At 44.9% G+C, this 12,812-nt stretch carries 11 protein-coding genes; 6 read left to right on the forward strand and 5 right to left on the reverse strand.

What is annotated here, in order from left to right:
- Positions 1 to 9 precede the first annotated feature (9 nt).
- From NBH16_RS01680 to NBH16_RS01690, 3 genes are all read left to right on the forward strand, one after another.
- Entirely contained in the window at positions 10 to 2,190 is a 2,181-nt protein-coding gene (locus tag NBH16_RS01680) for a type IV secretory system conjugative DNA transfer family protein (RefSeq protein ID WP_122205102.1), read from the forward strand.
- Between the two features lie 120 nt (positions 2,191 to 2,310).
- Positions 2,311 to 3,195 (forward strand): IS1595-like element ISPrsp1 family transposase, encoded by an 885-nt coding sequence (locus tag NBH16_RS01685; RefSeq protein ID WP_009017594.1) that lies wholly within the window; start codon positions 2,311 to 2,313, stop codon positions 3,193 to 3,195.
- Positions 3,196 to 3,254: 59 nt separating this feature from the next.
- Entirely contained in the window at positions 3,255 to 4,229 is a 975-nt protein-coding gene (locus tag NBH16_RS01690) for an IS982-like element ISPrsp2 family transposase (protein ID WP_250788001.1), read from the forward strand.
- Between the two features lie 27 nt (positions 4,230 to 4,256).
- On the opposite strand, the gene NBH16_RS01695 is transcribed toward NBH16_RS01690, so the two are convergent.
- The gene (locus NBH16_RS01695) at positions 4,257 to 4,661 is read right to left on the reverse strand and encodes a hypothetical protein (RefSeq protein WP_005832157.1); all 405 of its coding nucleotides are present in this window, start codon (positions 4,659 to 4,661) and stop codon (positions 4,257 to 4,259) included.
- 251 nt (positions 4,662 to 4,912) lie between these two features.
- Here NBH16_RS01695 and NBH16_RS01700 point away from each other — a divergent pair, with 251 nt between their 5' ends.
- A complete protein-coding gene (locus NBH16_RS01700) occupies positions 4,913 to 5,851 on the forward strand; it encodes a hypothetical protein (protein WP_250788002.1) in 939 nt (312 codons plus the stop codon).
- Between the two features lie 288 nt (positions 5,852 to 6,139).
- On the opposite strand, the gene NBH16_RS01705 is transcribed toward NBH16_RS01700, so the two are convergent.
- From NBH16_RS01705 to NBH16_RS01715, 3 genes are read right to left on the reverse strand one after another with little or no spacing between them, the layout of a single operon-like run.
- Positions 6,140 to 8,269, reverse strand: coding sequence for a C13 family peptidase (locus tag NBH16_RS01705; protein ID WP_149920711.1), 2,130 nt, complete (start codon positions 8,267 to 8,269; stop codon positions 6,140 to 6,142).
- Positions 8,250 to 9,269 (reverse strand): BMP family ABC transporter substrate-binding protein, encoded by a 1,020-nt coding sequence (locus tag NBH16_RS01710; RefSeq protein ID WP_005832166.1) that lies wholly within the window; start codon positions 9,267 to 9,269, stop codon positions 8,250 to 8,252. Before NBH16_RS01710 ends, NBH16_RS01705 begins: the two co-directional genes overlap by 20 nt.
- A gap of 1 nt (position 9,270) precedes the next feature.
- Entirely contained in the window at positions 9,271 to 9,819 is a 549-nt protein-coding gene (locus NBH16_RS01715; RefSeq protein ID WP_117589815.1) for a zinc ribbon domain-containing protein, read from the reverse strand.
- A gap of 59 nt (positions 9,820 to 9,878) precedes the next feature.
- Here NBH16_RS01715 and NBH16_RS01720 point away from each other — a divergent pair, with 59 nt between their 5' ends.
- Positions 9,879 to 10,859 carry an IS982 family transposase gene (locus tag NBH16_RS01720; protein WP_034522583.1) on the forward strand — a complete coding sequence of 327 codons (981 nt, stop codon included), beginning with the start codon at positions 9,879 to 9,881 and terminating at the stop codon, positions 10,857 to 10,859.
- Between the two features lie 280 nt (positions 10,860 to 11,139).
- Here the strand turns inward: NBH16_RS01720 and NBH16_RS01725 are convergent, their stop codons facing one another.
- The gene (locus NBH16_RS01725) at positions 11,140 to 11,817 is read right to left on the reverse strand and encodes a M23 family metallopeptidase (RefSeq protein ID WP_182320004.1); all 678 of its coding nucleotides are present in this window, start codon (positions 11,815 to 11,817) and stop codon (positions 11,140 to 11,142) included.
- A gap of 220 nt (positions 11,818 to 12,037) precedes the next feature.
- On the opposite strand from NBH16_RS01725, the gene NBH16_RS01730 reads away from it, so the two are divergent.
- Entirely contained in the window at positions 12,038 to 12,796 is a 759-nt protein-coding gene (locus NBH16_RS01730; RefSeq protein ID WP_122204336.1) for a DUF4099 domain-containing protein, read from the forward strand.
- The last annotated feature ends 16 nt before the right edge of the window (positions 12,797 to 12,812 follow it).

The following is a 12,812-nucleotide window of genomic DNA, read 5'->3' on the forward strand; positions in this document are numbered from 1 at the left end:
GGAAACGAAATGGAAGAAAGCAAAGAGTTACAAGGATTTTACAAGATATTCCGTTCGGTCATCTATGTCTCCATTCTGCTGGAGTTCTTCGAGTATGCCATTGACCCGGCCATGCTTGACCATTGGGGCGGCATACTCTGCGACATACACGGGCGTATCAAGCGGTGGGTAATCTACAATGACGGGAATCTCGCGTATAGCAAGTTAGCCACGTTCCTGCTTATATGCATCACCTGCATAGGGACAAGGAACAAGAAGAAACTGGAGTTCAATGCACGGAAACAAGTTCTTTATCCTATCATAATAGGTATGGGGCTGGTTGTATTGTCTGTTTGGTTGTTCGGATATCCGATGGAAACAAGGCTTTACACTTTACGGTTGAACATCTGGCTTTATATGCTTGCCTCAGTAATCGGTGTAGTACTGGTTCACATCGCCCTTGACAACATTTCCAAGTTCCTCAAAGAGGGATTGCTCAAAGACCGTTTCAATTTTGAAAACGAGAGTTTTGAACAATGCCGGGAGTTGCAGGAGAACAAGTATTCGGTCAATATCCCCATGCGCTACTATTACCGGGGGAAGTTCCGCAAAGGTTGGGTGAACATCAGCAATCCGTTCAGAGGCACATGGGTAGTCGGTACACCGGGTTCCGGCAAGACTTTCTCCATTATCGAACCGTTTATCCGGCAACACTCAGCAAAAGGTTTTGCCTTAGTTGTTTACGACTATAAGTTTCCGACTTTGGCGACCAAATTGTACTATCATTATAAGAAAAACCAGAAGCTCGGAAAGCTGCCCAAGGGGTGCAAGTTCAACATCATCAATTTCGTTGATGTGGAATACAGCCGCAGGGTAAATCCTATCCAATTGAAATACATCAACAATCTTGCTGCCGCATCTGAAACCGCAGAAACCCTGCTTGAGTCCTTACAAAAAGGCAAGAAAGAAGGAGGCGGTGGCAGTGACCAGTTCTTTCAGACATCCGCTGTCAACTTCTTGGCTGCCTGCATCTATTTCTTCTGCAACTGGGGCAAAGAGCCATACGACAAGGACGGAAATATGCTCACGGCAGAGAAGGTACAGGACAAACAGACCAAGCGGATGATACCCACCGGACGGGTGTTCAATTCCGCAGGCGAGGAAGTGGAACCGGCTTATTGGCTCGGAAAGTATTCCGATATGCCACATATCCTGTCATTCCTCAATGAGAGTTACCAGACCATTTTCGAGGTGTTAGAGACCGACAACGAGGTGGCACCGTTGCTCGGTCCGTTTCAAACCGCTCTGAAGAACAAGGCAATGGAGCAATTGGAGGGCATGATAGGTACGCTGCGTGTCTATACCTCGCGCCTTGCCACCAAGGAAAGTTACTGGATATTCCACAAGGACGGTGATGACTTCGACTTGAAAGTTTCTGACCCGAAAAGCCCTTCTTATCTCTTGATAGCCAATGACCCGGAAATGGAAAGCATTATCGGGGCACTCAACGCCCTTATTCTCAATCGTCTGGTTACACGAGTGAACACGGGACAAGGCAAGAATATCCCGGTAAGCATCATCGTGGATGAGTTGCCTACCCTGTATTTCCATAAGATAGACCGCCTTATTGGTACGGCTCGAAGCAACAAGGTATCGGTAGCGTTGGGGTTTCAGGAATTGCCGCAGCTTGAAGCGGATTATGGCAAGGTGGGTATGCAGAAGATTATCACCACTGTCGGCAATGTGGTCAGCGGTTCAGCCCGTTCCAAAGAGACCTTGGAATGGCTGTCTTCCGACATCTTCGGCAAGGTGGTACAGCTCAAAAAAGGTGTTACCATTGACCGGGACAAAACCTCCATTAACCTGAATGAGAACATGGACAGCCTCGTTCCTGCATCCAAAATTTCCGATATGCCGACCGGATGGATATGCGGCCAGACAGCCCGTGACTTTGTGCAGACAAAAACAGGAAGCGGTGGAAGCATGAACATTCAGGAAAGCGAGGAGTTCAAGACCTCCAAGTTCTACTGCAAGACGGATTTCGACATGAAGGAGATAAAAAAGGAGGAAGCCGGCTATGTACCGCTTCCCAAGTTTTACACCTTCAAATCAAGGGATGAACGAGAACGCATCCTTTACAAGAACTTTGTACAAGTTGGAGAGGATGTCAAAGAAATGATACAAGAGATACAGAAATATAAAGTGAAATAAATCCTTTTAAACAGGGAGTAACATCTAAAAATTAGTATTACTACCTGTTGGCGGAATTAAATTATAGGTATAGGCGTTTAGTGCGCACTAACTTTATGGATTTTGCCTACTTTTGCAGGCATGGAACAACGCGATAAATTCAAAGGAGTGGAATCAATCAAATTTTATAGTCGTTTTACCGATGATGCCTCATGCCTTGAGTACTTGTCCTCGATAAAGTGGGCAGACGGCTTCAAATGCAAGAAATGCGGTCATACCAATTATTGCAATGACAGATATCCCTATTCTCGCCGTTGTACACGCTGTAAGTATGACGAGAGCGTTACCAGCGGAAGCATGTTCGACAAGATAAAATTCCCGCTTGTCTACGCTTTCCACATAGCCTTCAAAATATCGACAAAGAAGAAAGGGATGTCCTCTTTGGAACTGGCGGAAGAATATTGTATGCGTCAGAAAACCGTATGGGAATTCAAGCGTAAGATACAGAAAGCCATGCGGAGCAGCGGTAATTATCCTCTTAAAGGAGAGGTGCATGTCGATGAGTTTTATATCGGAGGAGAAGAGGAAGGAATCATTGGACGAAGCACGGAAGGCAAAAAGAAGCTTGTGATAGTCGCGTTGGAGATTGTCCGAGACGGCGTGGGACGTGCGTATGCCCAAGTGATAGATGATGCTTCGGCAAGTTCTTTTCGTCCGTTCTTCGACAGATACATATCAAAGGACGCAAAAGTCATAACCGATGAATGGTCAGGCTACCTGCCGTTAAAGAAAGATTATCCAAAATTGGAGCAACGCCCTTCGGATAAGGGCAAAGGGCATCCACAGATTCATATTCACATCATGAACATAAAGGGATGGTTGCGTGGAATACACCACCATTGCTCCAAAGAGCATCTTCAAGGATACCTTGACGAGTATCATTTCAGGTTCAACCGCCGTAATAATATGGACACAATCTTCGATATGCTACTTCGTCGAATGATTTGTCAAAAGAAAACTGACTGATAATCAGCTGTGAATGTAGTGCGCTCTAAACGCCTATACCTATAAATTATAAAAGATTTATGTTTAAAAAGTTGTGCATATTGTTGATATTTAGTAAATTAAAGGTGACTAAACTTTTAATAGACAAATATCGTATGCACAACTTATATGCAATATTCGCAAAATTACTGAACATATGCAAGCAAATTGCCGGCAATTTAGTCAATGAATCCGGGAATGTACCAAGACGAGGAGTCGTCCCTAAATTCTCAGACCTTGAAGTAGTGGCTTTGAACATGGCATCAGAGGCTGTTGGTATTGACAGTGAGTCGCTGTTGTTTGCAAAGCTACAGGAATATAGGGTTGAAATACCCAACCTTATTTCCCGCCGACAATACAATGACAGGCGTAAAATAACTTCCTCCCTATGTAATGCAATCCGAGAAAGAATGGTTTCTAAAATGGATGGTGGTGAAGACTATTTCTGTATTGATTCGAAACCGATAGAAGTATGTCGTATTGCCCGTTCCAAACGTTGCAGTATGGGAAAGAAGGATTTTAGAAAAGCACCTGGGGTAGGATACTGCGCATCACAAAGCATGTATTATTATGGGTATAAACTCCATGCAGTCTGCTGGTTTAGTGGTATCATCCATTCCTTTGACCTCACTAAGGCAAGTGTGCATGACATTCATTACCTGAAGGATGTGAAAGTGGATTATAGTAATTGTACAGTCATAGGGGACAGAGGATATATAAGTGCCCAAGTGCAATTGGATTTGTTTGAAACTGCCAATATCAGATTGGAGGTACCATACAGATGTAATCAAAAAGAATGGAAGCCAACATTCCCAGCTTTTGCCAAAGCGAGAAAAAGAATTGAAACCCTATTCTCGCAATTGTGTGACCAGTTTATGATTATAAGGAATTATGCGAAAGATACAGATGGATTGTTTGCCCGGATTATTGGGAAGATTAGCGCACTTACAATCCTTCAATATATTAACTACAAAAATGAAAAGCCTATTGGCAGAGTTAAATATGCGCTATTTTAATTCCGCCAACAGGTCATGCTAATAAAACTATATAAAGTTTTCGTTGTCGGCACAGAATGTAGCCGTGCATACCACCTTGCCTGTTCCTACGTTCGTAACCTGGAAGGTGTAATCCCCTTGCCAGGCCTCGCTTTTGAGCGAATCGAATGCTTTCCGGCAAGCCTCATAAACCTGTTTGTCACATTCTTCTATCGTACCTTTCTTGGTGAAGAGCTTGCCGGTGATACCGAGGGCTGACTGGAAGGCGTTCTCTATTTTCCCCATCTCTTCGAGAAAGTCGGGGTGTGAGGCCGACATGCTGGAGAAGCCGTAGGTGTAAGTCACTTCCGTCACAGGATCGTCATCATCGCTGCAAGCGGTGAAGGTGAAAGTAAGGATGGCGACAGCCATCATCGTCAGCAGTGCTGACATTTTTTTGATTGAACTTTTCATTTTGATTTATTGTTTTTGAAATTTACAATACTTCGGTAAATTTTTACCGAAAAATTAAAAGTTAAACAATAGAACCGGCAAAAGCTGGTTCGAAAACACTAAAGAGGTCATTGAAATGTTGTCAAAAACGAATGGTTAAGCATGAAGAAATGTACTGAAAAAAGAGTGCTAACCTGCTGATAATAAAGGTGGAAAGTATTGTATAATTCGTTGATTTTTAGTAAATTAGAAGTCTCCCAACTCTTCTGATTATGACTAAAGAAACACTCCTTATGCAATACCAATCCGAGTGCCTATCGGCTCTCAAATCAGTCGTGAATATACACAAACCTTTTGAAAAAACGTTCATGGATGCAATGAAATTATTCATGGCCATCCCTGATCGTATAAACTTCCTCCAATTGGGTAGGTATGGACGTTTTTCGGAACAGACCTACCGTAACCTTTTTGAGCATGAAACTTTCGACTGGTTTGCGTTCAACGGCTCTATCATCAGCAAGCATCTCACAGGTAAAAGAAAAGCCATCGCCATCGATCCTTCCTATATCTCCAAATCAGGCAAGAAGACACCTTGGATAGGTTACTTCTGGTCTGGTTGTGCAGGAGAGTACAAGCGTGGATTGGAAATCATGGGCATCGGTGTCATAGACATCGACAACCATGAATGCATGACTTTAGGTTCCATTCAGACACCGGATTGTAAAACCTTGGATAATATGGACAAGAACCTCGTTGACTGGTACAGCAGCTATCTTATCAGTAGAAAAGACAAGATACAGAGCATATCAAGAACGGTGGTTGCAGACGCATTCTTTTCCAAGGAAACATTCATAACGCCTATGTGTGAGAACGATTTCCATGTCATCAGCCGCTTTCGGAATGACGTAATCCTGTACTATCCGACATTGGAACAGAAAACAGGAAAACGTGGCCATCCAAAGTGGTTTGACGGAAAAATCGACTTTGCCAATCTGGATCTGACCCGGTGCAAGGAATACGAGGTGAACAAAGGAAAGCTATACGGATTGAGGGTATATGCAAAAGCTCTCAAAAGGTATGTTTCCTTAGCCATCTGGTATCCGATGGACGGGAGGACAGACAAGTGGCAGCTTTACTTCTCTACAGACGATTCGATGGATGGACGGGAGGTTCTGGATTATTACAGAACCAGGTTCCAATTGGAATTTTGAGAGATGGTAAGCAACATGCAGGAATCACCAACTGTCAGTCAACCGACTTCAGAAAGTTGGATTTTCACTTCAATGCATCGCTTGCTGCTGTCAACTTGGCCAAAGCGGCATGTAAGAGGCTCGGAATAACCTATTCCATATCCTCCTGCAAGTCTTTTATACACAATGCTTATATGCTTGAACGATTTATTTGCGTGTTCGGGATTAACCCAGACATGCAAGTTATTGACAAACTTTTCAAAGAACTCATTTTATTTACTGCCAGAGCCGCTTAGGCGTGGCTATTTTTTAACGAACTATTGAATTTATAAATTCTGACATATTGGCTGAATAAAGATTGCCATAGTTTTCAGCATTATACACCATAACATGGCTTCCGACAGTATTGATGAACAGCCGGTAATAGAGGTCGCGCATAGCCACCTCCTTGTTATCGGTTATTTGTTCGATAAAGGTGGAGGTGAAACGGTTGCTCATCCACACTTTCATCTCTGAATTGAAGACATCAGCCTTGGATGTTTCGTCGCCGTTGGCCGCAGTGACGAACAGCATCCCGGGGATGCCCTCGCACTGCTTCATCACACCGCCCGAAAAACAAGCCTCCACCATCATGAGAAGTTTACGGTAACGCCTTTTGCGGTTCATATCCTCAAAAACAGAAGACAGTTTATCGCCTGTCATGGCGTAAGCTTCCTCATCCCAACACATGGCCCCCGGCACACCGTGTCCGCTCCAGAAAACGAACAGGTTGTCGTTCTCAGTAGATTCGATTACCGTGGGCAGTTTTTCGCTTTTTTCGCCACTGAGAATGGCAAGTATATCTTTTGTATTCAACGATGACATACGATAATCAATCTCTACATTTTCGTATACATTGTTTCCCCCGATAGTCACCTGTATGACTCCCTTGTTGGGATTTGATATATTATCGGCTATGTCATCCTCGACAATGAGAATGATACGGTCGTCGGTATATCCGGCTTGTCTGAGCTGCTGATAGATAGCGAGCACATCTGCCTGATGGCGGTAATTGGTCCATTCCTTGGAGGAAGCGACAAGGAGTGCCCAGTTGCCGGTATGTGCAGGGTAATTGAATTCTCCTGAATTGTCGAAATCCTGCATCCGGGAGGCTTTCCAGTTCCAACCGGCAAGTGTCGCATCCGTGCGGTTCCCCCCGTCGCTGGTGTTATAGTCAAGGATGATGTACTGTCCGTTGTAAACCTTGAAATTATAGTAAGTGGTGGCAAGTACATTGGTAAACACCTTGGCATCGAACCTTAAATGTCCTGACGCTCCACGGACATAGGGCGACTTTCCGGCAGCGAGCGCATCCACCACAAGCCCCATATCCTCACCTGTCCAGCTGCCCATGTTCAAGCCTTCACCCGAAACAACGGCCCTTAATGATTTCTGTAACGACAACTCCGGTCTGAACTGCTGGTACCATGCGGCATAGCCGATGAGCATAGCGGCATCGTAGAGCTGAGATTCTCCAAGAGTAGGCGTAGCATTGAAAAAGGTCCTGTAACTTACGTCAAACCCCGACTCAGGGTCGGCACCAAATGCGACTCCCTCTATGCCTTCGGCGGCATCACCGTGAATCTTGAGTACATCCGCACCGTAGGCGGTATCCGAAAACAACATCCGCGGTACACTGCGCCCGTTCAGACTTTGTGCTTTATGCGCTTCAAGCATCGGCTTCATCTCTTCTATTTCAGAGGGGATACATATCACATACTCTGCACCTGACTGCATGGCTTGGCGAGACACATCAGCTATATTGTCAGAGGTGTAAGCATAGCATCCCATGTTTTCCAAGCCCAGTTCGCGTGCTTGAAATGCGAACCAGTCAATGAACGTTTGTCCGTAACCGTCGTTCTCCTTGACCAAAAGTGCCACACTTTTACCCTCATAGTTAATCACCTTGGAGAGAAGCACCTCACATTGCGTAATGTCGGTCTCGGTCATCGCCCAAAGATAGCCTGTCGATGCGTATGCACGAACCAGTTGTTCGGCGGTGGCGAGAGTGAAGAATGTTTTGCCCACAATAGTCAGTTCCGCCGCGAGGATTGCCGCATTGGAAGAATACAGCCCGCCGATTACGGCATACACCTCGTCGTTGAATGCCAGCGACCGGGCAAGTTCCCGCACATCGGTCTTTGCCTCATCGTAGTATTCAAACTTTAACCTTATACCCGCTTCGTGGTTCTTGAATGCACGCTCAAAGTTGGTTGTAAACATTCCCAATGTCCTTTTCCAATGCACATCAAGCCCTTTCTCCATGGGAAGCACCACGGCAACAACCTTCTCTGTCCACTGCTTGTTGTCAGGAGACAGGGAAGGCTCATCGTCCGAACAGCTCCACAGACCAATCAGGCAGAGGAGCGGTGCAATAAGTTTAATAACCACTTGTTTCATAATACTCTTTCTCAAAAATCATAGCCTGAGGGCGCATTCCATTGACTAAGCTGCTGAAATCATTCACGTATCGGGGTGCGACCAGCCAGTCGGCATACCCGCTTTCAAGACCGTAAAGTTGGTTCTCCGGCATATCCCCTGTGACGACCCATTCCGTCAGATACCTGTAAATCAATTGGTCAATATGCTTAATGACCGAACCCGTAATCCGGTTGGAGAGGCTTGACTGATCGATGTCCATACCTGCAAGGTACGGTGAGACCTCAAATTCACGGGAGTAGCGGTATATACCGGCGTTGGAGCCACCTGCCACCGGAAAGATGAAGTCGTAATCAACCGCCCAATCGCTCATTTTCCGGTAAGCGAGCGAAGCCGACACATATCCCGTCCAATCATCCGCCAGATACTCCACATCGCAGTCGCTGCCATAGCCTGCAATAAAACCGTCCTTGGCTATGTTGATGGGGCTGTCGGTATTATTGGCAAGCAGCACCAGAGGTGTCATCTCAGAACATTTTCTTGCACATACTCCTGCAAGGTATGAAGCCCCGAACATCGAAATCTGGAAGGTATGGATGTTCTCGTCCTTATACTGTTTCCGGCTTTCAAAAAGCAGAATACTTTTGTTGGGTGTCAAGTCGTGTTCTGCCAGATAAAGTTCCGCCATTGGCTCATAATCACTGCTACCTAATACAAAAAGCACGGGTATGCTGCTTTGGGGACGTTCAAGCCAGTCCGCAAAAATTTTCTCAGCCTCTTGCAGGGATTCCGGGGAGTAGATATAGATGTCTATATCTCCGTTTTCCATCTTGAATCTCTGAACACCCTCAAGTATACGGTCATTATAGCTCATGTCACCCAATCCCCCCGGAGAGAAGAGAAAAACAATCTGTGGTGCCGGAGATTCCGGCTCCAACTCATCGGTATGATTACAGGATGACAACGCTCCTGTTACCAGGAACGTTGTCATTGCCAAGATAGCGCGGAAAGTATTGTGCATACTAATCAAACTTATGACCACATTCGGAGCATGTATATGGTCCGGATGCAAATGTTTTCCACTTATGACCACAATTGGGACATTTTTCAGTCCATCTTGCCGGGAAGTATTGGTCTATAGCAAGATTATCCCCGTCCATGTATTCCTCCGGAACGATTACGACTGTCATGTCCGGTTCTTTGAAATTCTTGAGAGCATTGAACGAAACGGTGTAAAAGATACTTTCGTCCGAACCGGGTGTGAGTGAGATTCTGCCGCAGTTGTCAGGGAGTTTGACAGTGCGTTGCTTTCCGTCCCACTGATCGAGAATGAACTTCTCACACACTCCATGGGCAGCCTCCTTTGAGTCTGCTACCAATATAAACCGGGCAGCATCATCCTTTTTCTGATAGAGATTTCCGGCATCAGCTTGGTCGACTATTATCTTGTCGATATTCTCCAACATTTTTTCTCCAAACGGTCCTTGTGGCTCATCGTCGTTGCTGTAAGCAGTGAAAGCGAGCATTGCCATCACTGAAGCAAACATGATTGTTAAAAATTTCTTTACCATAACAAGTTGTTTTTTAATTGCTTGTTACCCGTTGGCGGAATTAATTTAAGTTGATAAAGATGAGTAAAAAGTTGCACATATCGTTGATTTTTAGTAACTTAGCGACAATCAAAACATTAAGTTCAAACCATCGTATGTACAACCTTTATACAAAATTCGTCAAAATACTTGAGATATGCAAGCAATTCTCTGAAAATCTCGTCAATGAATCGGGTAATGTTCCACGCCGTGGTCCTGTTCCTAAGTTTTCTGACTTGGAAGTAGTGGCACTGTCCCTGACAGCAGAGACAGAGAGCATTGATAGTGAGAAGTGGTTGTTCGACTATAAATTGCAAGAGTACAAGGACTGCATTCCCAATCTCATATCAAGGAGACAGTTCAATGACCGCAGGAAGAAAACTGCAGGCTTGTGTGAGGAACTGCGCAAAAGGGTTGCCATGGAAATGGATGGTGGAGAGGAACAATTCTTTGTTGACTCCAAGCCAATAGAGGTCTGTAGGGTTGCAAGAGGGAAACGATGCAAGATGGGACGTACCGGTGATTTCTCGCAAGCTCCAGACTTCGGTTTCTGCGCTTCGCAGAACACGTATTATTTTGGTTATAAGTTACACGCTCTCTGTTGGTTATGTGGAGTTATCCATTCCTATGATCTCTCAAAGGCAAGTGCGGCTGATCTCCATTATATGAAGGATGTGAAACATGCTTATCACGACTGTAGCATCTATGGCGACAAAGGGTATATTGGAGCTGATGTACAGCTTGACTTGTTCGAAACCGCACACATAAGACTGGAGTGTCCGTATCGGCTCAACCAGAAGGACTGGAAGCCGACATTCATTCCGTTTGCAAAGGCAAGAAAGAGGATTGAGACAATATTCTCACAACTTACAGACCAGTTCTTGGCCATCAGAAACTATGCGAAAATAACGAATGGTTTGTTTGCCAGAATCATCGGCAAAATTAGTGCACTTACCATTCTGCAATACGTAAACTTCATCAACAACAAGCCCATTGGCAGAATTAAGTATGCACTAAATTAATTCCGCCAACGGGTTATTACTCTCTGTATTCATTTTACCCCAAACGAGGGGCAGCACTAAATACCATCTCCTGAATGCGCAAAATCCGCAAAACACTTCAAACTCTCTTTGTTGTATATTATTCCGACATTGAACCATAATCCGGTTTCGGCAACCAATTTCCGTTCGAGATAGTCAATCAAAATCAAGTTAACTCAGTACCGATAGGAAAACAGACGGTTGAGACAGTTGTAGACAAGCACTAAGTTCCCCACAAATGGTATTCACCCATATTATAGTGTCATAACATATGAGCCAATGCCATTACACATGATTCTTGAACGGAATGAATGTAGTCAATGAATATCTTTGGATTGATATATTCTCCTTTTTGACGTATGGTAATATGTAAATGTTCACCAGTACTGCGACCTGTATTGCCAGTAATACCTACTATATCCCCAGCCTTGACAATCTGCCCCTTTGATGCGGAAACCCGTGAGAGGTGACAATAACTGACGGTGAAGCCACCGTGCTGGAGGGTGACATATTTCCCGGACACCTTATCCTGCCCAACAGCAATGACTCTCCCCTGCATCATGGCAAATATCTTGGCACTCCGGGCATGGAGGTCAATGCCGTTGTGAAACTTCCTCTTCCCAGTGAATGGGTCTTTCCGATAACCGTAAGGCGAATTTATCTTGATGTGTGAGAGCGGATAGCATACGCTTAGATAGCGTGCTACCTGCTCTTCCTTTTTTGTGTCCGCACTTGACAATGAAACTTTGTCGGGTACGGACTTCTCATTTTCAGAGGTTATGCTTTCGGGTGTCGCCTCTGTTTCGTTTGTCGTCCGGGTGGGATTTTCAACAGTGGCTTTATAGCGATTACCCGGACAGGAAACCGTGTTGAACTGCGCTTTCACATGGTTCCCGGATAATAACAAAAGAAGGACTATAACGATTCGTACATTACTCATAGATGCAAATGTAGGAACAGTTCTCCGACCATGCCAAAAGATGTCTTGATTTACCTCCAAAATATAACATTAAATAAGTTTAGAGTATGAACACTGCATTATAATCATACTTAAAGCATAAATAAACACAAATAATTAGGCTATTTAGAACTACGCTAATTGAAGTATGAACAATAGTATATACCTTTGCCAAAGTATAATCAAAATATCATATTAAAATATGAAACAAGTACGATTTGAATTTGAAGAACTGCCTTACGAAACTCTCTCGCAGTTCGGACTCACACGGGAAATGATTGAAGACCTTCCTATGCACATTTTGGAAGAACTCAGCCACGGCAGGCACTCGCCTGTACTTCCCATCAAGGTAAACGATGATAACGGAAACACGGCCACCGACCGTAGCCGATTCGCTTTCGTGCGCAAAGAGAACGGAGAAGCCGATGTCGTGTTCTACCCGGTGCTGAAGAAATCCTCTTTGGAGAAGTACAGCGAGGAACAACAGAAGCAGCTCCGTTCCGGCAAAGTCATTCTTGCCGACACGGTAACGGCTGACGGGCGAAAGACAAAAGCCTTCGTACAAATCGATACCGAGACCAATCAGGTCATGTCCGTCCCCACGCAGGTCATCGCCCGGAACCTCCAGGTGATGGCAGAAGAACTGAAACTCAGCAATGCCGAAATCAAGGTGATGCAACAAGGCGAACCGCTGACCTTTGTGATGCAAGACGAGCCTGTAACAGTCGGCATCAGCCTGCACGAGAAGGACGGCATCCGCTTCTGCCAGGGAGACGCCAAGAAATGGAGCGAGCAGACCAAAAGAGAATGGGATAAATACACTTTCGGCTGTTACGGTTGCTGGATGATGGACGATGACGGCAATCTCGACTATATCCCGGAAGAGCAATACACGGAAGAACTCTGGAACGAGCAGAAAAAGAGTGCCCAACGCAATATGGGTGCAGGACTTCACAAGTAAAACCTTTCAAATACTG

The sequence above is a fragment of the Parabacteroides sp. Y3-G-102 genome, from assembly GCF_023656845.1.
In the GTDB taxonomy this organism is placed as follows: Bacteria; Bacteroidota; Bacteroidia; order Bacteroidales; family Tannerellaceae; genus Parabacteroides; species Parabacteroides distasonis.

Bases quoted from the DNA above. Each gene is read 5' to 3' on its own strand.
- NBH16_RS01680 (WP_122205102.1), top strand. From the start codon at position 10: ATGGAAGAAAGCAAAGAGTTACAAGGATTTTACAAGATATTCCGTTCG.
- NBH16_RS01690 (WP_250788001.1), top strand. From the start codon at position 3,255: ATGTTTAAAAAGTTGTGCATATTGTTGATATTTAGTAAATTAAAGGTG.
- NBH16_RS01715 (WP_117589815.1), bottom strand. From the start codon at position 9,819: ATGGTAAAGAAATTTTTAACAATCATGTTTGCTTCAGTGATGGCAATG.
- NBH16_RS01710 (WP_005832166.1), bottom strand. From the start codon at position 9,269: ATGCACAATACTTTCCGCGCTATCTTGGCAATGACAACGTTCCTGGTA.
- NBH16_RS01705 (WP_149920711.1), bottom strand. From the start codon at position 8,269: ATGAAACAAGTGGTTATTAAACTTATTGCACCGCTCCTCTGCCTGATT.
- NBH16_RS01685 (WP_009017594.1), top strand. From the start codon at position 2,311: ATGGAACAACGCGATAAATTCAAAGGAGTGGAATCAATCAAATTTTAT.
- NBH16_RS01730 (WP_122204336.1), top strand. From the start codon at position 12,038: ATGAAACAAGTACGATTTGAATTTGAAGAACTGCCTTACGAAACTCTC.
- NBH16_RS01695 (WP_005832157.1), bottom strand. From the start codon at position 4,661: ATGAAAAGTTCAATCAAAAAAATGTCAGCACTGCTGACGATGATGGCT.
- NBH16_RS01700 (WP_250788002.1), top strand. From the start codon at position 4,913: ATGACTAAAGAAACACTCCTTATGCAATACCAATCCGAGTGCCTATCG.
- NBH16_RS01725 (WP_182320004.1), bottom strand. From the start codon at position 11,817: ATGAGTAATGTACGAATCGTTATAGTCCTTCTTTTGTTATTATCCGGG.
- NBH16_RS01720 (WP_034522583.1), top strand. From the start codon at position 9,879: ATGAGTAAAAAGTTGCACATATCGTTGATTTTTAGTAACTTAGCGACA.